The organism is Mycobacterium sp. IDUB_5 (assembly GCF_055419565.1).
The window spans coordinates 601949-620932 of the sequence record NZ_JBVAXX010000005.1 but is presented as its reverse complement, the minus strand read 5'-3'; the positions used below and the strand labels follow the sequence as shown (position 1 = coordinate 620932).

20 protein-coding genes are annotated in these 18984 nt (G+C 65.2%); 14 read left to right on the top strand and 6 right to left on the bottom strand.

Annotated features, from left to right (window positions below; all coding sequences use genetic code 11):
- The first annotated feature begins 42 nt into the window (after positions 1 to 42).
- Complete coding sequence (locus ACZY1G_RS19815) at positions 43 to 846, top strand: FadR/GntR family transcriptional regulator (RefSeq protein ID WP_463816455.1); 804 nt, start codon at positions 43 to 45, stop codon at positions 844 to 846.
- Here the strand turns inward: ACZY1G_RS19815 and ACZY1G_RS19810 are convergent.
- Positions 816 to 1886: an NAD(P)H-dependent amine dehydrogenase family protein gene (locus ACZY1G_RS19810; RefSeq protein ID WP_463816454.1), complete on the bottom strand. Its 1071-nt coding sequence runs from the start codon at positions 1884 to 1886 to the stop codon at positions 816 to 818. The two genes, ACZY1G_RS19815 and ACZY1G_RS19810, sit on opposite strands and share 31 nt — an antisense overlap.
- Before the next feature lie 91 nt (positions 1887 to 1977).
- Between ACZY1G_RS19810 and ACZY1G_RS19805 the strand changes: the two genes are divergently transcribed.
- Together ACZY1G_RS19805 and ACZY1G_RS19800 are read left to right on the top strand one after the other, a co-directional pair.
- A complete protein-coding gene (locus ACZY1G_RS19805) occupies positions 1978 to 2472 on the top strand; it encodes a nuclear transport factor 2 family protein (RefSeq protein ID WP_463816453.1) in 495 nt (164 codons plus the stop codon).
- 158 nt (positions 2473 to 2630) lie between these two features.
- Positions 2631 to 4085 (top strand): aldehyde dehydrogenase family protein, encoded by a 1455-nt coding sequence (locus tag ACZY1G_RS19800; RefSeq protein ID WP_463816452.1) that lies wholly within the window; start codon positions 2631 to 2633, stop codon positions 4083 to 4085.
- A 26-nt stretch (positions 4086 to 4111) separates the two neighbouring features.
- On the opposite strand, the gene ACZY1G_RS19795 is transcribed toward ACZY1G_RS19800, so the two are convergent.
- Genes ACZY1G_RS19795 through ACZY1G_RS19785 form a run of 3 tightly spaced genes read right to left on the bottom strand, consistent with a single transcriptional unit; the run spans position 4112 to position 6761 of the window.
- Positions 4112 to 4414, bottom strand: a complete 303-nt coding sequence (locus tag ACZY1G_RS19795) for a hypothetical protein (RefSeq protein WP_463816451.1) — start codon at positions 4412 to 4414, stop codon at positions 4112 to 4114.
- Positions 4411 to 5916 carry a class I adenylate-forming enzyme family protein gene (locus tag ACZY1G_RS19790; RefSeq protein ID WP_463823384.1) on the bottom strand — a complete coding sequence of 502 codons (1506 nt, stop codon included), beginning with the start codon at positions 5914 to 5916 and terminating at the stop codon, positions 4411 to 4413. Before ACZY1G_RS19790 ends, ACZY1G_RS19795 begins: the two co-directional genes overlap by 4 nt.
- The gene (locus tag ACZY1G_RS19785; protein ID WP_463816449.1) at positions 5913 to 6761 is read right to left on the bottom strand and encodes an SDR family oxidoreductase; all 849 of its coding nucleotides are present in this window, start codon (positions 6759 to 6761) and stop codon (positions 5913 to 5915) included. The genes ACZY1G_RS19790 and ACZY1G_RS19785 overlap by 4 nt, the downstream gene beginning before the upstream one ends.
- Positions 6762 to 6979: 218 nt before the next feature.
- Between ACZY1G_RS19785 and ACZY1G_RS19780 the strand changes: the two genes are divergently transcribed.
- The 4 genes from ACZY1G_RS19780 (at position 6980) to ACZY1G_RS19765 (ending at position 11081) form a co-directional block, all read left to right on the top strand.
- Positions 6980 to 8572: a methylmalonyl-CoA mutase family protein gene (locus ACZY1G_RS19780; protein WP_463823383.1), complete on the top strand. Its 1593-nt coding sequence runs from the start codon at positions 6980 to 6982 to the stop codon at positions 8570 to 8572.
- Positions 8573 to 8635: 63 nt separating this feature from the next.
- The gene (locus ACZY1G_RS19775; RefSeq protein WP_463816447.1) at positions 8636 to 9037 is read left to right on the top strand and encodes a cobalamin B12-binding domain-containing protein; all 402 of its coding nucleotides are present in this window, start codon (positions 8636 to 8638) and stop codon (positions 9035 to 9037) included.
- Positions 9037 to 9993: an LLM class F420-dependent oxidoreductase gene (locus ACZY1G_RS19770; protein ID WP_463816446.1), complete on the top strand. Its 957-nt coding sequence runs from the start codon at positions 9037 to 9039 to the stop codon at positions 9991 to 9993. The genes ACZY1G_RS19775 and ACZY1G_RS19770 overlap by 1 nt, the downstream gene beginning before the upstream one ends.
- A complete protein-coding gene (locus ACZY1G_RS19765; protein ID WP_463823382.1) occupies positions 9990 to 11081 on the top strand; it encodes a CaiB/BaiF CoA transferase family protein in 1092 nt (363 codons plus the stop codon). Before ACZY1G_RS19770 ends, ACZY1G_RS19765 begins: the two co-directional genes overlap by 4 nt.
- Here the strand turns inward: ACZY1G_RS19765 and ACZY1G_RS19760 are convergent.
- Positions 11069 to 11404, bottom strand: a complete 336-nt coding sequence (locus tag ACZY1G_RS19760; protein WP_463816444.1) for a 2Fe-2S iron-sulfur cluster-binding protein — start codon at positions 11402 to 11404, stop codon at positions 11069 to 11071. The two genes, ACZY1G_RS19765 and ACZY1G_RS19760, sit on opposite strands and share 13 nt — an antisense overlap.
- Before the next feature lie 99 nt (positions 11405 to 11503).
- Between ACZY1G_RS19760 and ACZY1G_RS19755 the strand changes: the two genes are divergently transcribed.
- Genes ACZY1G_RS19755 through ACZY1G_RS19740 form a run of 4 tightly spaced genes read left to right on the top strand, consistent with a single transcriptional unit; the run spans position 11504 to position 15580 of the window.
- Complete coding sequence (locus tag ACZY1G_RS19755) at positions 11504 to 12934, top strand: class I adenylate-forming enzyme family protein (protein ID WP_463816443.1); 1431 nt, start codon at positions 11504 to 11506, stop codon at positions 12932 to 12934.
- Positions 12919 to 13734 (top strand): acyl-CoA dehydrogenase family protein, encoded by an 816-nt coding sequence (locus ACZY1G_RS19750; protein WP_463816442.1) that lies wholly within the window; start codon positions 12919 to 12921, stop codon positions 13732 to 13734. The genes ACZY1G_RS19755 and ACZY1G_RS19750 overlap by 16 nt, the downstream gene beginning before the upstream one ends.
- Entirely contained in the window at positions 13721 to 14809 is a 1089-nt protein-coding gene (locus ACZY1G_RS19745; protein WP_463823381.1) for an acyl-CoA dehydrogenase family protein, read from the top strand. Before ACZY1G_RS19750 ends, ACZY1G_RS19745 begins: the two co-directional genes overlap by 14 nt.
- A 6-nt stretch (positions 14810 to 14815) precedes the next feature.
- Positions 14816 to 15580: an enoyl-CoA hydratase/isomerase family protein gene (locus tag ACZY1G_RS19740; protein WP_463816440.1), complete on the top strand. Its 765-nt coding sequence runs from the start codon at positions 14816 to 14818 to the stop codon at positions 15578 to 15580.
- A gap of 10 nt (positions 15581 to 15590) precedes the next feature.
- Here ACZY1G_RS19740 and ACZY1G_RS19735 read toward each other — a convergent pair whose 3' ends face one another.
- Positions 15591 to 16355 carry an SDR family NAD(P)-dependent oxidoreductase gene (locus tag ACZY1G_RS19735; RefSeq protein ID WP_463816439.1) on the bottom strand — a complete coding sequence of 255 codons (765 nt, stop codon included), beginning with the start codon at positions 16353 to 16355 and terminating at the stop codon, positions 15591 to 15593.
- A 75-nt stretch (positions 16356 to 16430) separates the two neighbouring features.
- Here ACZY1G_RS19735 and ACZY1G_RS19730 point away from each other — a divergent pair, with 75 nt between their 5' ends.
- The 3 genes from ACZY1G_RS19730 (at position 16431) to ACZY1G_RS19720 (ending at position 18968) form a co-directional block, all read left to right on the top strand.
- Positions 16431 to 17582, top strand: a complete 1152-nt coding sequence (locus ACZY1G_RS19730; protein WP_463823380.1) for a thiolase family protein — start codon at positions 16431 to 16433, stop codon at positions 17580 to 17582.
- 11 nt (positions 17583 to 17593) lie between these two features.
- The gene (meaB, locus tag ACZY1G_RS19725) at positions 17594 to 18475 is read left to right on the top strand and encodes a methylmalonyl Co-A mutase-associated GTPase MeaB (RefSeq protein WP_463823379.1); all 882 of its coding nucleotides are present in this window, start codon (positions 17594 to 17596) and stop codon (positions 18473 to 18475) included.
- 79 nt (positions 18476 to 18554) lie between these two features.
- Positions 18555 to 18968: a Zn-ribbon domain-containing OB-fold protein gene (locus tag ACZY1G_RS19720; protein ID WP_463816436.1), complete on the top strand. Its 414-nt coding sequence runs from the start codon at positions 18555 to 18557 to the stop codon at positions 18966 to 18968.
- Positions 18969 to 18984: the final 16 nt, after the last annotated feature.

Here is an 18984-nt window from a genome sequence, read left to right as displayed (position 1 = left end):
ACGATCGTAGGGCAATCCTTATAAGGATGGTAGTTTTCCACCGTGACATCCTTCGGTCGTGAGCGCACCCCGCGGGGCCGCGTCGCCGAAACTGTTGCGGCCGAATTACGGCAGCGCATCCTGGCCGGGACGACGACCACCCATTTGCCCACCCAGGACCACCTGGTCAACGAGTTCGGCGTCAGCTATCCGTCGGTACGAGAGGCGCTGCGGATCCTCGAGACCGAGGGCTTGATCACCATCAGGCGGGGGAGCCTGGGGGGTGCGCAGGTGCATCGTCCGGACCAAACCTCGGCCGCCTATCACCTCGGCCTGGTGCTCCAAGGTGCGGGCGTCGCCCTCGGTGACCTGGCCGAGGCCCTCCTGCGGCTGGAGCCCCAGTGCGTCGGAGACGTCGCGCGCCGACCGGATCGGATGGCCGTGGTCGTGCCGGCGTTGACCGCGAACGTCGATGCGTCGGCTGAGGTGGTCTCCGATGGCGTCGCGTTCACACGCATCGCGCGAGAGTTCCACGACCTCGTCGTCGCATTCACGCCGAACGAGACGATGCGCTACGTCGTGAGCAGCCTCGTCGCGCTGTGGTCTGCTCAAGAAAGACAGTGGGCGGACGTGATCAGCAGTCGCGGTAGGTATCCCTCGCCAGCCGCCGCCCGCGGCGCCGTACGAACCCACCGCCGACTGGTCGACGAGATCGCCGCCGGCCGGCCGCAGGAGGTGGAGCGACTGAGCCGGCGCCACCTCGCCGCCGCTCAAGCGATTGTGCTGGAGCGCCGCACCGACGACATCGTTCTCGCCGCTCCGGCACGGGATGCGCGTCAGTCGGGTGGACTCGGCACGACGCCCTGAGCCCGGGTGAGAGGCAGGTCGTTGTAGGTCGCGATACCGGGTGCTGCAGCGACGACGGCCGGAATCGCATGAATCGGCGGCATCGCCGTCATGATGTGGCCCAGCACCATGAACTCCTCGAGTGTCGTCGCCTCGAAGTAGGGGGGTGGGAGGAAGCCGACCTGCATGGTGACCGTGGGTCGCCCGTCGATGGTGATTTTCCAGCCGTCCGGGCCGAGCTGCCAATCCGGTGTCAACGATTGCCCTTTACGCCAACGCACATTGACGTCGACGATGGTCTCCCCTCCGCGAAGACCCTTCCAGCTTGCGTGCACGCCGGCGACACATCCGGCGGGAATGGTCCACGAGCCGAGATCGAGATCCTCTGTCGTCTGTGCATATTCGGCATCGCAGCGGATCTCGTCCAGTTCGACGCCCAGCGAATCGGCGATCAGCCGAACCGCTTCTCCGAAGATCGCGGTGCCCTGTGAGGCCTTTGGCGCCAGCCCGGGATCGTCGATGGGACAGCCGAATCCGACCGGCTTCTCCGTTTCGGGGGAGTCGTAGAACGTGGTGTCGGCCGACTCCTGGATGGTGACCTTGTCGACGCGATCGCACGCGTTCGCTGCCACGATGGCCAGTAGTTCGGCAAAACCTGGGCTGACGCCTGACCCGAAGATCGTCGCGCCGCCTCGGGCACAGGCCTCGAGGATCTGATCACGGCCATCGCCCAGATTGTGCCCGGTGATGAAGGACGCAGTGGCCACGACGTTCACTCCCGCCGAGAGGATGCCCACCAATTCCTCGACGTTGGGCCACATCGCGTTGTACACCACGCAGTCAGGCTTCAGCGCGAGAAGTCCGGCGACGTCATCGGTGGCGGCGACTCCCAACGGCGGGCCGCCGCACAGTTCGCCGACGTCGCGGCCGACCTTGTCTTTGGACCACGCGTAGCACCCGACGAGCTCGAATGCCGGATTCTCGACAATCGCCTTGACCGAACTTTTGCCGACATTGCCGGTGTTCCACTGCACGATGCGATAGCGTTGACTGCTGGGCACTTGCTCAGCATAGGGACCGGCGGGCCGTGACGACGTCAATCCGACGAATTCCACGCTAACGGCACGACATGAGTATCCGGGGAGACCCGCCATGGACGACGCAGCGCGCCTACTCGAGATCGAAGCGATTCACCAACTCAAGGCTCGGTACTGCCGCTATCTGGACGGCAAGGATTGGCTCATGTGGCGAACCGTCTTCGTCGACGACTTCATCAGCGACACCAGCGCGGCGGGGGGCATAGTGATCAACGGTGCGGACCGTTTCGTGTCCTATGTGCGGAGCACTCTCGGGAAGCCTTCGCAGCTGACCGTTCATCAGGTGCATGCCCCCGAGATCGATCTGCTCTCCGCCACGACCGCGAGCGGGGTGTGGGCCCTCAACGACATCGTGCGGCTGGCGCCCGGGCTGAGCCTGAACGGATTCGGCCACTACCACGAGACCTACGAGAAGGACGGTCAGTGGCGGATCGCGTCGTCACGGCTGACCCGCCTCCGGGAAGACGTGGTCACGCCTTTCGTGTCGATTCACGTGTCCGAGCGGCTCAGGAACCTCGGAGCGAAGGCCGCTCGGCGGGCGGGTCGGTGATCGGGGTGTTGACCGCTGCCCCTCAGCGATGCTAAGCAGGTGCTCAGCAAGCGGTGATTTTCGTGTCGCACGTCTGGCACCTCTACATTCTGTGATCCACCAAATCGCTTGCACGAAACGGTTTCAATGAAACGTCGAGTCAGAAAGTGGAGGCCAGAATGACTTTGGTGTCAGTGTTGGACCAGATTCGGAATCGACCGGGCACGGGCGAGGTGATTCCGATCATCGATCCGGTGACGGAGGAACAGATCACCGAGTTCACCGACTGTGGTGCCGGAGCGGTCGACGACGCGGTCGTCCGTGCTCGAACTGCTTTCGACGCGGGGGTGTGGTCGGGACTGCCCGGGCGCGAACGGGCCAAGATCATGTGGCGTATCGCGGACTTGATCGACGAGCACGCCGCCGACTTCGCCGAGATCGATTCCGCCAACACCGGCATGATGAAGTTGCAGTCCGAAATGGTGGTGCCCACGTGCGCCGAGTTCTTCCGTTACTACGCCGGCTGGTGTTCCAAGGTCAACGGCACCGCCTATGACGTGAGGACCACAGGAATCGCCACGGACAGCTATGTCGATTTGCATGCATACACGCTCAAGGAGCCGTACGGCGTTGTCGGGCTGATATTTCCGTGGAACGGGCCGATCTTCAACGCGTGCGCCAAAATTGCACCTGCCCTGGCGGCCGGCTGCAGCAGCCTGGTCAAACCCGCTGAAGAGACCCCACTTTCGGCCTTGTTGCTGGACCGGTTGATTCACCAGGCCGGGGTGCCCGAAGGTGTGGTCAACCTCATCACCGGGTACGGCCACACCGCTGGCGCGGCTATCAGCGCGCACCCTGGTGTCGAGAAGGTCGCCTTCACCGGGTCCACTGAGGTCGGCAAGGAGATCGTGCGGGCCTCGGCCGGCAACCTCAAGAAGGTGATGCTCGAACTGGGCGGCAAATCGCCGGTCCTGATCTTCGACGATGCCGACCTGGACCAGGCCATCTTCGGGGCGGCGATGGGCATCTTCGTCCACTCCGGGCAGGGGTGCGTCTGCGGTTCGCGGATATTCGTCCAGCGCGGTGTCTACGATCGCGTCGTCGAAGGTATTGCGGGAGTGGCGAACTTCATGAAGTACGGCGGTCCGACTGAAGAGGGCGTCATGAGCGGACCGCTCATCAGCGCCAAGCAACTCGATCGGGTGATGGGATTCATCGAGGAGGGCAAGCGAGACGGCGCCGAGGTGGTGACGGGAGGTCACCGGCTCGACAGGAAAGGCTATTTCGTCCACCCCACCGTGCTGACCAATGTGACTCCCGACATGCGCCTGTACCGGCAGGAGATCTTCGGCCCCGTGGTGTCGATCATCCCGTTCGACGACGAGGACGAGGCCATCGCGATGGCCAACGACACCGACTACGGACTGGCGGGCACGGTCTGGACGACCAACATCAGCAGAGGGCATCGGTTGGTCAAACGACTGCAGGCGGGCAGCGTACAGATCAACTGCCAGTTGATCTTCGACCACGATGTGCCGTTCGGTGGCTACAAGCAGTCGGGTTGGGGCCACGAATTCGGCAAGGAGGGCCTCGAGGGCTACCTGAAGACCAAGTCGGTGTGGACTCAGCTGTAGCGGAAGCGCCGTGGGCGCCGCTGACGTCAGTCGCTTGCAGGCAGCGGCTTTGCTTCTTTGATCGTCAGCGGCGTTCCACCGATGCTCAACGTGCCTGCCCCAGCTTTCGTGACCAGGACCTCGGCACCGGTGTCGTCGACGTAGCGCTTGCCCATGAGGGTCCCGTCGGACAGATCGGGATCGATTGTCAGGCCGGCGTCGACATCGCCGCCGAGCGGCACCACAGGGGCGCCACCGACGCGAAGGTCCTCGAGGCTCTCGGCGCTGCGAACCACGATCACCTGGGTGTCGCACACCTGGCTCTGCAGGCGGGTGCCGTTCTTGATCATGCTGACTCCTTGGTGTGGGCGGCTAGTTCGTCGACGAGTACGCGGCGGAGCACCTTACCGGTTGCGTTCGTGGGGAGTTCGTGACGGAACACTACGCGGTCGGGGGTCCTGGAGCCGCGGAGTCGGGCACGAACGTATGCCCGTAGGTCGTCGCCATCCGGGGTGTGGCCGGGCGTGGCGACGACGACCGCGACGATGATCTGTCCCCACTCGGGGTCCTCCAGACCCACCACGGCGCAATGGCTTACGTGCGGGTGCTCGACGAGGACGTCCTCGATCTCGGCGGGCGCGATGTTCTCACCACCGCGGATGATCGTGTCGTCGGACCGTCCACCGAGGAACAGATAACCCCCGTCGTCGAGCATCGCGCGGTCTTTGGTGGGAAACCATCCCTCGGCGTCGAGCAGCGAGCCGACATCGGTGTAGCGGCCCGATACCTGCTCGCCGCGCACGTAGAGTTCACCCGTCTCGCCCGCGCCGAGCACGGTGCCGTCCTCGGCACGAATCTGTACCTCGATGCCGGGGACCGGGCGGCCCACCGAACCGAGACGACGCAGCACGTCGTCGTCGGTCGCGGCGAGCGCCGCGCGGTGGTCCTCGGGGGTGAGCACTGCGATCGTCGAGCTGGTCTCGGTGAGCCCGTAGGCGTTGACGAGCCCCACGCCGGGAAAGACGGACATTGCCCTGCGCACCAGCGGCAGCGCCACCTTCGAGCCGCCGTATGCGAGGGTGCGCAGGCTCGAGGGGGCCGTGAGTTCGGCTGCCGATTCCTCCAGCACGTCGACGATCCGATCCAGCATGGTGGGTACGACCGTCGCGGACGTCACCCGTTCCTCGTTGGCCAGGCGGATCCATTCGCGAGCGTCGAAGTTCCTCAGAAAGACCATCTTTCGACCGGCGTACACGTTGGACAGTGCCGCGCCGACACCGGCGATGTGGTAAGGCGGCACGCAGACGAGTGCTGCGTCGCCCGCCTCCGCGGAGTCGAACTCGACGGTCCCGGTGACGTAGCTGGTCAAATTGTTGTGGGTGAGTTCGACAGCCTTGGGTGCCGACGTCGTGCCCGAGGTGAACAGGACGACGGCCACCGAATCCGGATCGGCGAAGCCGGAAAGCGGTTCGGCGACTCGGGCGGCAGAGAGGAAGTCGGTGGACGTCATGACTCGTTCGCCGTCGACGACGTCGCGGTATTCCTCGTCGACCACAATGAGTGGACCGGGCAGCCGTTCGATGAGCGCGCGAACACCGTCGGTGGAGAGCCGGTAGTTCAGCGGCGTCACGGCGACGCTCGCGCGCGCGGCGCCGAACAACAGAAGGGGGAGCATCTCCGCGCCCGTACCGACATAGGCCACATGCCGGGCGCCGGCGCCGCTGATCACGCTCGCGGCCCCGTCGGCGAGTCGGCTGAGTTCGGCTGTCGTCCAGCGGACGTCGCCGGAAACGAGCGCCTCGCGGTCGGGCTGCGAGGACTCCGCCATTTCCAGCAGCAGCGAGATGGTCACGGGGTGCCCTCCACCTGCGGTGGGTCGACGAAGATGTCCCACTTCGGGTCGTCGCCACCGCCGTAGGGCGACAGGTCGGTGATACCCGACTCGACGAGCACGTCGGCGTCGATGAAGCAGCGACCGTTGGCGCGAGCCGGGGGCATCGTCAGGATGGCGGCCGCGGCGTCGGCCATGATCTGCGGGCTGCGCGACGAAGCCAGCAAGACATCACCGTTGGCGAGGTTCGACACCGCCGACGTCGCGATGTACGTCTGCGGCCACAGGCAGCTGAATCCGATTCCGGCGTCGGCATTTTCGGAGGCCCAGCCGAGTGAGAGCAGTGTCATTCCGTACTTGGAGAGCGTGTAGGCCGGATGCGCGCCGAGCCAGTGGCTACTCATGTTCAGCGGCGGTGCGACTGTCACCACGTGGGCGTGGGCGGACTTGCGCAGGTGGGGGAGTGCCGCCCTGGTCAGGAGGAATGCGCCGCGGACGTTGATGTCCATCATCAGGTCGAACTTCTTGGTGGACAGCTGTTCGGTGGGATCGGTCGCGATGGCGCTGGCGTTGTTGACGACGATGTCGACGCCGCCGAAGTGTTCGACGGCCTCGTCCACGGCACGCGCGACGTCGTCCTCGTTGCGAACGTCACCCACGACGGCGAGTGCTTTGCCGCCCGCCGCCTCGATGTCGGCGACGGCGGTGTGCACCGTCCCAGGCAGCTTGGGGTGCGGCTCACTGGTCTTGGCGAGCAGAACGGCGTTGGCGCCGAGTCTGGCTGCGCCGAGGGCGACTGCCAGACCTATACCGCGGCTGCCGCCGGACACCACCAGCGTCCGGTCGGCCAGTGGAAGCGGACTCACCCTTGCATCTCCCTCCGCTCGTTCACCCTTGATGCTAGCAAGATGATAGTGGCATTCTCATTTCTGAAAACACAATGCTCGCTATCGACCATGCCGAGGGTTGGCTGTTCCCGGCGTGATGTCCGCGATGCGCTGAACCTGGCGATGCGAGTGCGCCGGGGCCATCATGGCTCCTATCGGTATTGGCATTCTCATTTTTTGCAAGTACGTTATCCTCGATGAGCGAGCATGCCGGCCCGCGGGTGGAGACCCCGTCGGGCATCCCGCTGGAGGCCGTGTACGGCGCTGCCGACGTGGCGTCGGAACCACCTCCGCCCGGTGAATACCCCTTCACCCGAGGCAACTTCGCGTCCGGCTATCGGGGGAAGACCTGGACGTTCCGTCAGTATTCTGGGTTCGGTACCGCGGAGGAGTCGAACGAGCGATATCGGTACCTGCTGGATCAGGGTGGCACCGGCCTTTCAGTAGCGCTCGACCTGCCGACCCAATGTGGCTACGACTCCGACGACGACGAGTACGGCGAGGAAGTCGGCCGCGTCGGCGTCGCGGTGGACACCCTGGCCGACGCAGAGGTCCTGTTCGACGGGATACCACTGGACCAGATCAGCACCAGCTTCACGATCAACGGCACCGCCGCGATCCTGTTGGCGTTCTACGTCGCGGCCGCCGAGAAGAAGGGCGTGCCCCGCGAGAAGCTCACCGGCACCATTCAGAACGACATTCTCAAGGAGTACGCGTCGCGCGGCACATGGATCTGGCCGCCGGAACCGTCGTTGCGGCTGATCGCAGACACCATAGAGTTCTGTGCAGCCGAGGTGCCCCGCTTCAACGCGATCTCTGTGGCCGGCGCGCACTTTCGAGATGCGGGCGCCAATGCGGTGCAGGAGATGGCGTTCACGTTGGCCGACGGCGTGACGTATTGCGACACCGTGGTCGAACGAGGCCGGATGACGATCGACAAGTTCGCCCCCCAGATCTCGTTCTTCTTCTACACGCACGGCGACTTCTTCGAGGAGATCGCCAAGTATCGAGCGGGCCGTCGCCGCTGGGCGACCATAGTGCGCGAGCGCTACGGCGCAACCACCGACAAGGCGTCGATGTTCCGCTTCGGTTGCGTGGCCGGCGGGGCGTCGCTCTATGCGCCACAGGCGCAGAACAATCTGGTGCGCGTTGCCTACGAGTCGATGGCTGCCGTACTCGGTGGTGTCCAGTCGATGTTCACGGCGGCGTGGGACGAGCCTTTCGCGCTGCCGAGCGAGGAGTCGGCGACACTGGCCTTACGCACCCAGCAGATCCTCGCCTACGAAACCGGTGTGACGAAGGTGGCGGACCCGTTGGGCGGGTCGTACTTCGTCGAGGCGCTGACCGATGCGACCGAGGCCAAAATCGTCGAGATCATGCACGACCTCGAAGAGCACGGGGGGATGGTGCGTTGCATCGAAGACGGCTACCTGCAGGGCCTGATCGCTGACGAGGCGTTCAAGATCCACCACGAAGTCGAATCGGGCAGCAGGCCTGTGGTTGGGGTGAACAGGTTCGTCACCGACGAGGCCGCTCCTGACATCGACACCTACGAGCTGAATGCCGACGGCCGCGATCTGCAGTTGAAGCGGCTGGCGAGGGTGAAGGCCGAGCGCGATCCCGGGGCTGTGCGGGACACGCTGGCCGCGCTCTCGCGTGCGGCCGAGCGCAGCGACGACAACCTGATGCACGCGCTCATCGATTGCGCGAATGCATACTGCACGATTGGTGAGATGGTGGCGGCGCTGAAGGCGGTATGGGGAGAGTTCCAGCAACCGGTGGTGTTCTGATGAGCGCTTGCGCGAAGAAGCGAGGAGCCTGATGAGCGCTTGCGCGAAGAGGAGACAGGCCTGATGGGCACGCGTGTACTGGTGGCCAAACCCGGTTTGGACGGTCATGATCGGGGCGCGAAGATCGTCGCACGCACCCTGCGCGACGCCGGTTTCGAGGTCATCTACACCGGTATCCGGCAGCGCATCGAGGACATCGTGTCGATCGCGCTGCAGGAGGACGTGAAGCTCGTCGGGTTGTCGATCCTCTCGGGTGCACACGTGGGATTGACTGCCCGAGTGGTCGACGCCTTGCGTGCCGCTGACGCAGGCGACATCGCAGTCGTGGTGGGGGGCACCATCCCGCAGGCCGACGTTCAGAAGCTGCTCGATGCCGGTGCAGCGGCGGTGTTTCCGACAGGAACCCCACTCGACACCCTTGTTCGCGACGTGCGTGCGCTCACCGAGAACGACGGAGAACTGTGATGCGCCTCGGCGTGATGATCGGCGCCGAGCGCGGCGACTCGAACCGTAAGGTCGCCAAGCTCGTCTCCGACATCGAGTGGGCCGAGTCCGCTGGTTTGGACACGGCGTGGATGCCGCAGGTGCCCAATGACTTCGACGCGCTGACAATGGTGGCGTTGATGGCCGGCCGTACCACCCGGATCGAACTGGGTACCGCCGTCGTGCCGCTGCAGGCGCAACATCCGATCGCGTTGGCGCGCCAGGCATTGTCGGTGCAGGCGCTGGCCGGCGGACGGTTGACGTTGGGCGTGGGGCCGTCGCACCACTGGATCGTCGGCGACATGTTGGGCCTGCCCTACCAAAAGCCCGCCTCCTACACGCGTGACTATCTCGAGGTGCTGCACGCTGCGTTCGACAATCCCGGTCCGGTCGACGTCGAGAACGAGACGTTCACGGTGCACAATCCGCTTGATCTACCACCGGTCGCGCCGATGCCCGTTCTGGTGGCGGCGCTCGGCCCGGTGATGTTGAAGATCGCCGGCGAACATGCTGACGGCACCGTGCTGTGGATGGCAGACGAGCGAGCCATCGGTGATCACATCGCGCCGAAGATCAATCACGCTGCAGCAGGGGCGAACAGGCCGCCGCCGCGGATCGTGGCAGGTATCCCCGTGTGTCTTTGCGCGACCTCCCAGATCGAGGAGGCGAAGGAGCGGGCCAACAGGATTCTCGCCGAGGCGGAGACGTCGCCCAATTATCAGAAGCTGCTCGACAGGGGCGACGCGCGAACCGTCGGGGATCTCTGCGCAGCCGGTGACATGGAGGACATCCTGCGGCGCTTCCGCTCCTTCGCGGACGCGGGGGTGACCGATCTCTCGGTGCGGTTGCTTCCGATCGGAGACACCCGTGAAGAACTCATCGCATCGAAGTACAGGACCAGGGAGATGATCGGCGAACTCGCCCAGGCTGTGCGATGAGCTCGACGGACAGCCGGGCGGAGACACTGCCCACTGCCGGTCCGCTGGCGGGCATCCGGGTCCTCGAAGTCGGCCACATGCTGGCCGGCCCCTATGCCACGATGATGCTCGCCGACCTCGGCGCCGAGGTCACCAAGATCGAACCACCGGGCGGGGACATCTCACGACAGGTGGGGGACAGTTACTTCGCGAGCCTCAACCGAGGCAAGCGCAGCGTATGCCTCGAACTGGGCAGTGACGCAGGACAACGACGGCTCGGTGAACTGGTCGCGGAATCCCATGCGCTGCTTGTGAATCTGAAGCCATCGAGTATCCGCAGGCTCGGGCTGACCTATGACGCGCTGCGGTGCCACAACGACAAGATCGTCTGCGTGGCGTTGACCGGTTACGGACTCGACGCGGCCGACGATCCTGCCTTCGACTATGTGATCCAGGCCGTGACGGGAATCGCCTCGCTGACGGGGGATCCCGATGGACCCCCCACGTTGCCCGGCTATTCGTCTGCGGACAATTCCACCGGCCTGACGGCGGCGATCGGCTTGCTCGCCCAGATCGTGTCGGGGCGTGGCGGACAGATCGACGTGTCGTTGCGCGACGTGATGCTCTCTCAGTTGAACTATCGCGCGTCCGCGTATCTCAACGACGGTGTCCAACCGCGCCGTCAACCGAACGGTGCACATTCGTATTACGTTCCTGCGCAGTTGTTCGCGACCGCGGACGGCTATCTGGCGCTCTTCGTCACGCACGACGCGTTCTGGCGTTCGTTCTGTAAAGAGGCCGGAATCGCGGGCTTTCCGACGATGGCCGAGCGGGCGGCGCACCGCGAGGAGGTGCTGGCGGTGGTCTCGGCCGTACTGGCGACGGATTCCGCAGCGGGATGGGAGGTACGGTTGCGGCCACTCGGCATCCCGGCCGCTGCGGTGCGCACCTTGCCCGAGGCGTTGCGGGACACGCCGGAGGTCATTGTTCGCTCAGGGCAGTTCGACCTCGTGCGTAGTTCCATCCGGGTCGTCGGCCACGATCCGCAGTACCTTCCACCGCCGACGTTGGGGCAACATTCAGGTGTCGCCGAGGCTCAGTCCTCGTAGTCGACGGTGACGTGGCCTTCGTCCGGCACGGCCTGGCAGGTGAGCACGTAGCCTTCGGCGACCTCGTCGTCGGTCAGTGCGTCGTTGACGCGCATCGTGGCAGTGCCGTCGGTCAGTCGGGCCATGCACGTGCCGCAGTTGCCGGCCTCGCAAGAGAACGGCGGGGTCAGGCCTCCCCGACGTGCGCACTCGAGCAACGTTTCACCGGCCTGTCTGGACATGGTCGTCGTCTTGCGGTCCAGGAGGATCGTCACATCCCCGGCGGCGAGTTGCGCCGCGTGTTCGCCACCGGTGTGGGGGGTGGGTACGGATTCTGCAGTCATCGAGACACTCCTGGCGTCGTCCTTCTGGTCGAATGAGAATACTATTCTCTTTTCAGGATAGGATATTCTCAACGGGTTGAGTCGGGAGGTCGGGCTGAGGTGATCGAAGGATCGCACGCCATCGGAGCGCCCGTGCTCGCTTTCGGTGATCGTCGATACTCCCGCGCTGACCTCGACGCACTGGTCGGCGGAATGGCGACCGAACTGGAACATCGTGGAGTGCGCGCCGGGGACCGCGTGGCTCTGATGTCGTCCAACCGGCCGGAGTTCGTCGTCGCGGTGCGGGCCATCTGGTCGCTCGGGGCGGCAGTCGTACTCGTCAGTGCGTCATGGAAGAGGACCGAGGTGAGTTACGCGCTGTCCCTCACCAGTCCGTCGCACGCAGTCGGGGACCACGAGGTGCTGGCAGAGCTCATGCCGATGCTGCACCTCGATGACCATGTCACTGCGAGATGTCGGGAGTTCGCGCCGGTGGATCCGTCGTCCGACGCGCTGCTGGTGTTCAGTTCGGGGACCACCGGTATGCCTAAGGCGGTCAGGCACACTCACGGCGCATTCAGTCAGGCCGTCGCCCATTGGCGGACAGCGCTGGCTTTGTCGTCGAAGGACCGGATGCAGATCCTGACTCCGCCCTCGCACATCCTCGGTCTGCTCAACATCGCCACCGCACTCGACGTCGGTGCGTGGATTCGCCTGCACCCCCGGTTCGATGTCGATGTGATGTTGCGCCACATCGAGTCCGATCGCATCACCGTCGAGATGGCCGTCGCCCCGATCGCTCTGGCGCTGGCTGCGCATCCGAGGCTGGAGGACTTCGACCTGTCGTCACTGCGCTACCTGATGTGGTGCGCGACGCCCGTCGCGCGCAGCGTGGCTGACGAGGTGACCCGGCGCACGGGCGTGCGTTGGGCTACCGCCTACGGCGCAAGCGAACTGCCCGTCATTTCCTGCAACGCGCTAGATGGGGGACACCTCGACACCGTGGGTCGCGCCGTTCCGGGAGTTCAGATCCGCGTGGCTGCAGCCCAATCCGCCGACCCGGCAGTGCCTGTAGAGGTGGGGCCTGGAGAGGTCGGCGAAATCGAGGTGCGCTCACCCTCGGTCATGGCGGGCTACCTGCCCGACGGGGAAACTGCCGCAGTGCTGGTCGACGGCTGGTACCGCACCGGGGACGTGGGTTACCTCGACAGCGAGGGCTGGCTCCGTATCACCGACCGCGCGAAGGAGATGATCAAGGTCCGCGGCTTTCAGGTCGCCCCCGCCGAGATCGAGAGCGTGCTGCACGAACACCCTGCCGTCGCTGACTGCGCTGTGTTCGGGGTACCCGACGCGGCACACGGTGAGGCGATCGTCGCCGCCGTGTCACGCTGCGCGCCCGTGGAAGACCACGACCTGATCCGGTTGATCGCCGATCGGCTGGCTTCCTACAAGCGGCCGAGCCGCATTCTCTTCGTTTCCGACATCCCCCGTCTCCCCTCCGGAAAGGTGTTGCGCCGAGTGCTCAAGGAGCGTTTATGGACGTCCGACTGACAGCTGAACAGCGACAATTGCGCGACGCCGCGGCCAAACTGGCGGACGATCTCGGGCCGGGCTCGGTGGCTGATCTCGCGGACGACGGCCGCATCGCGCGGCTCGAGCGCGCGGTGAACTCGACCGGATGGCGATCGCTGCGGTCCGATGGGGCGACAGGAGTCGAGGTCGCTCTCGTCGTCGAGGAGTTCGCCAGGCGACTCGTCGACGTCCCTTTCGTCGGCCCGGTCCTCGACGACGACCTCTCGTACCGGCTCGGTCGCGAAACTGAACGTCTCGCAGGTGAAGTCGACACAGTCGATGTGACGAAGAGCTTCGTGGGCGCGGTCGAGTCGCCCCCCGAGCTCGCCGAGCTGGCGCCCGAGGACGCGGCCCGGTGGTACGCGCTCGCCCTCACGGCGACGACCGCAGATCTGGTGGGCGTCGCCCGCGGCGCACTGACCTTGGCCGCGGACTACGCAAAGGTCCGCGAGCAGTACGGATCGCCCATCGGTTCATATCAAGCGGTGCGGCATCTGCTCGCAGAGGGTCTCGCACTCATAGAGGGAAGTGTCAGCGTCCTTCGCCACGCCGCGTGGGCTGTCGATGAACTGCCCTCGGCCGAAGCCGTCGAGGCGGCGAGGATCGCCAAGCTCTACAGCCAGCGTTCGGCGCGCACGGTTTGTGAGACGTCGATTCAGGTCCACGGCGGGATCGGCAACACCTGGGAATGCCTTGCGCACGTGTATCTGCGCCGGGCGCTGGTCGCGACGGAATCGTGGCCCGTGAAGCTGGAGGAGTTGACCATTGGACTTTCGTGACTCACCAGCGGAAGCCGCTTTCAGGGATCGGCTGCGGCTCTGGCTCAACGAGCAGAAAGGCCGATTCCCCACCTCGGGCGACGAGTACTGGGCCAAGGCGGCGGAGTGGCACCGGGCTCTCTACGCCGCGGGGTTCTTCGGCATGACCTGGCCCAAGCAGTATGGCGGGCAGGATCTTTCGGCTGTGTACGACGTGATCGTCGACGAAGAGATCGCCAAGGCCGGGGCACCCGCCCGGCCCAGCCTCGGCTACCTCGTCGTCGGACTGAGTCACCACGGAAGTGAAGCTCTCGCCCGGCGTTTCCTTCCCGGCATGATCAACGGCACCGAACGGTGGTGCCAGGGGTTCAGCGAACCAGGCGCCGGTTCGGATCTCGCGTCGTTGACGACGACGGCGGTGAAGGACGGCGATGAGTACGTCATCAGCGGCCACAAGATCTGGACCAGCTACTCCGATATCGCGGATTGGTGCCTGCTGTTGGCCCGCACCGACAAGACCGTGCCCAAGCACAGGGGTATCTCGGCGTTCATCGTGTCGATGCACCAGCCCGGCGTCACACAGCGTCCGTTGAAGATGATCAGCGGTGTGACCAAGGAGTTCGGCCAGGTGGAGTTCGACGGTGCGAGAGTGTCGGCCGACAACATGGTCGGCGAGCCGGGGGACGGGTGGAAGCTTGCGATGACCGTCGTCAGCCACGAGCGTGAACCCTCGACGCTGGGCTTCTCCGCTCGCTACGGAAAGATGGTGCGGCAGTTGTCGATGCACACGGACGGACCGGCATCCGACGAGTTGTCGTGGGCATGGGTGCAAACGGAGATGCTGCGCCTGCACGTACGACGGCGATTGTCGGAGCAGATGGACGGCATCACGCACGGACCGCAGGGATCACTCGACAAGCTGTTGATGACGTGGGTTGAACAGTGTGTCGGGCATGCCGCGCTCGCTACGGTCGGTACGCACGACCCCGAGATGTTCGGCGCCTACATGTACAGCCGGGCCCAGAGCGTCATGGGCGGAACATCACAGATCCAGAAGAACATCATTGCTCAGCGCATTCTCGGATTGGGAGCTTAGGACGACATGTACGACCTGCCAGCAGAACTCGACGTCGCCGCTGACGGCGGACTACGCATCATCACCCTGAACCGGCCGGACGATCTCAATGCGGTCAACGACGATCTCCACGTCGGTTTGGCGAAGGTCTGGGCGGCTCTCGACGAGGACGCCGAGGCGCGCGCGGCAGTCATCACCGGCGCGGGGCGGGCTTTCTCCGCGGGCGGTGACTTCAATTACCTCGACGAACTTCGCAGTGACGAAGCGTTGCGACAGAAGACGATCAAGCACGGGCGAGAACTGGTGATCGGCATGGTGCGGTGTCGTATACCGGTTATCGCGGCTGTCAACGGCCCTGCCGTCGGGTTGGGGTGCAGCCTGGCGGCACTGTCGGACGTCGTCTACATCGCCGAGACGGCGTTCTTCGCTGATCCGCATGTGCAGATCGGGCTGGTGGCCGCTGACGGAGGACCGCTGGTGTGGCCGTCGCAGATCAGTCTGTTGCACGCCAAGGAGTTTGCGCTCACCGGTGTGCGCATCAAGGCGCAGCGGGCCGTGGAACTCGGTTTGGCCAACCACGTCGTCGCCGACCCGCTGACCGAGGCGATCGCGTGCGCGAGGAAGATGATGAGTTTGCCGCAGCAGGCGGTGGAAGCCACCAAGAGGTTGATGAACATTCAGCTCGAGAAGTCGGTGATGGCATCGCTGGACTACGCCAACCTGGCGGAGTACGTGTCCTTCGGCACCGCGGACTTCAACCGAATCGTCGACGGGTTGATCGCCAAGAAATGACCTGCCGCCCTCACTTCGGGGGGAAGCGCAGCGCGCCGTCGAGCCGGATGGTCTCACCGTTGAGGTAGTCGTTCTCGACGATGCTCACCGCGAGCTGCGCGTATTCAGAAGACCGGCCCATTCGCTTGGGAAAGGGCACCTGGGGACCCCAGTACTTCTCCAACTGCTCGCCGGCCTGGCCGTACGCCGGGGTGTTGATCGTTCCGGGAGCGATCGTGACGACGCGGATGCCTAGCGGCGAGAGATCGCGTGCGGCCACGAGCGTCATGCCGAGTACGCCACCCTTGGCGGCGGCGTAGGGGAGCTGGCCGATCTGCCCTTCGTACCCGGCGATCGAGGCGGTGTTCACGATGACGCCGCGGCCGCCCTCGTCGAGGGGTTCGGTCTTGGCGATGGCCGCGGCCGACAGCCGCATCACGTTGAACACGGCAGTCAGATAGAACTCGATGGTCTTCTTGAAGCCGTCCAGATCCAGTGCGGAGCCGTCTTTGCCGACCAAGCGCCCGCCGGTGGCGGGACCACCGTGGGTGTCCACCGAGATGCGGAGCGGGCCAAGAGATTGCGCCTCCGCGATGGCCGCGAGGACGGAGTCCTCGGAGGTGGCGTCGGTTTTGACGTAGCGCACGCCGAGTTCGTGTTCGAGCGCTTTGCCCTTGTCGTCGGCCATGTCGGCGACGACGACCTTCGCGCCCGCGGAGTGGAGACGGCGGACTGTCGCCTCTCCCAACCCTCCGGCCCCACCGACCACCAGCGCGGAGTTTCCTTCGATGTGCATGTGCCGCCTTTCGTGCAACTGTCGCTCTCGGAGTATGAGAATATCATTCTCATACTCCGTCGAAAGGGACAGACCATGCCCGAAGCAGTGATCGTTTCGGCCCTTCGCACGCCGATCGGCACAGCGATGCGGGGCACCCTGCGGGACACCGACGCCTACACCCTTGCCGACCACGTCGTGTGCCATGCAGCGGCAGGTCTCGACCCGGCTGCGGTGGATGACGTGATCCTGGGCGAAGGCCTGTATGGCGGCGGCGTCGTCGCTCGGCACGCCGCGATCACGGCGGGCCTGACGGGTGTGCCGGGGCTGGCGGTGAACAGACACTGCGCTGCGGGTCAGGCCGCCGTACAGGTTGCCGCCGCGAGCATCCGCGCCGGTATGGACCAACTCGTCATCGCCGGTGGAGTGAATTCGGCGTCAACCTCGCCACGCTTCACGCGCAAGGCGAGCAGCGCGAAGGACGCCGAGACGGTGGCGTGGTTTCCGCCGACACACCCGGACAGTCCCGAGGCTCCGAACATGGACATGTCGATCACGGTGGGGTGGAATTCCGCGGTCAGGGCCGGCGTGACCCGCGAGGAGATGGACGAGTGGGCGTTCAATTCGCACCGAAAGGCGATCACGGCGATTGACGAGGGCCGGTTCACAGCCGAGATCGTCGGGATCGACACTCCATACGGGTATTTCGACACCGATGAACACCCGCGCCGCGACACGAGCCTGGAGAAGTTGGCATCCCTGAAGGTCCTGCATCCGGAGATCGACGGGTTCTCGATCACGGCAGGCAACGCAAGTGGGGCGAACGACGCGGCCGCCGCGCTCGTCGTCGCGAGCGACCGGTTGGGTCTGCCCGCGCTGGCCACAGTCAGGGCGTGGGCGTCCGTGGGCGTGGACCCCGCCTTCACCGGACTCGCTCCGGTCGAGGCCATTCCGAAAGCACTCAAGAGGGCCGGGCTCTCGATCCCCGACGTCGACCTGTTCGAGATCAACGAGGCATTTGCCGCGATGACCGTGGCCACCGTCAAGATGCTCGACATCGATCCCGACATCGTCAACGTCGGCGGCAGCGGTTGCTCATTGGGGCACCCTGTCGCAGCCAGCGGCGCTCGCATGATCGTCTCGTTGGTCCATGAACTCAGACGCCGCGGTGGAGGCATCGGCGTCGCAGCGATGTGCGCAGGGGGCGGGATCGGTTCGGCGACGGTCATCGAGGTTCCGGCTCCTTAGACTCACGCCCGATGACCATCGACGATCTCGTGGCCGCGGCACGCAAGGGTTCCTTGCGTGCGGCGGGTCGGCTGTTGACCATGGCCGAAAGCAGCAGGCGCGACGAGGTTCTCGAGGCGCTGGACGCCCAACCCATTCGAGTCATCGGTATCACCGGTCCGCCGGGTGCAGGTAAGTCCACCACCATTGCCGCTCTGGTGTCCGCCTATCGGCAACAGGGAAAGCGGGTTGCGGTGCTGGCCGTCGACCCGTCGTCGCCGTACAGCGGTGGTGCACTGCTGGGGGATCGTATCCGCATGGCTGCGCACATCGACGATCCCGACGTGCTCATCCGCTCGCTGGCCACCCGGGGGCACCTCGGCGGCCTTTCCGAGGGTGTGCCCGCTGCCGTCAGGGTTCTCGCCGCACTGTCGTTCGACATGGTGCTGGTCGAAACGGTGGGCGTCGGGCAATCCGAGATCGAAATCGCGGCCGTTGCCGACCCCGCCATCGTCGTACTCAATCCTGGTGCGGGCGACGCGATCCAGGCCGCCAAGGCGGGTCTGCTCGAGGTGGCCGACATCGTCGTGATCAATAAGGCCGACCGCGACGGCGCCGATCAGACCGCGCGAGACCTGCGAGCCGAGACCGACGTGCCGATCCTCAAGATCGTCGCCGTGAAGAACGAGGGCGTGACCGCGTTGGTCGAAGCCGTCGACACACACCTGCGTGCCGACGATCCAGCGCGTCGCACCGCACGTGCTCGGGCCCAGCTGCTCTCTCTGGCGCAGAGCGTCCTGCGTTCCCACCCCGAGCTCGACGACCTCGCCGCCCGGGTCGCCACGGGCCGTACCGATGTGTACTCGGCAACGAAGTCGCTTCTGCGACAGTCGGATCCGGCGGGCAATCAATGATGAGAATGATATTTCCATTTATGAGAAGCGATGCTGTACGATTTCGCTAATGTGTTAGCCCGTAGTGTGAGGAGGCTTCGTGCGAAAGGCGCTGGATCCTGCGATCTCGACCTGGCCGGCCGACGAACCGCAGTTGATCGGAACTGAGTGCGGGGCATGCGGAGCGACGGTGTTCCCCCGCCAGAGTCACTGTCCGAAGTGCAGTCGGTCCGAAACCACCGACGTTCTTCTGCCGCGGCGCGGGACCGTCGTGGCCTGGACGACTCAGGGTTTCCCTCCGGGCGCGCCCTACATCGGCCCCACAGGTGAGGACTTCGTTCCCTACGGCGTGGGTCTCGTCGAGTTGGGCGATGTCGTACGCGTCGAGGGGCGGCTCACCGAAAACGATCCGGGGCAGCTGTCGTGCGGCATGGAAGTCGAGCTCACGATGATTCCGCTCACGACCGACCCCGACGGCAACGAGATCGTGACCTTCGCCTTCCGGCCGGTGTAGCAGTGGGCGGTTGCGC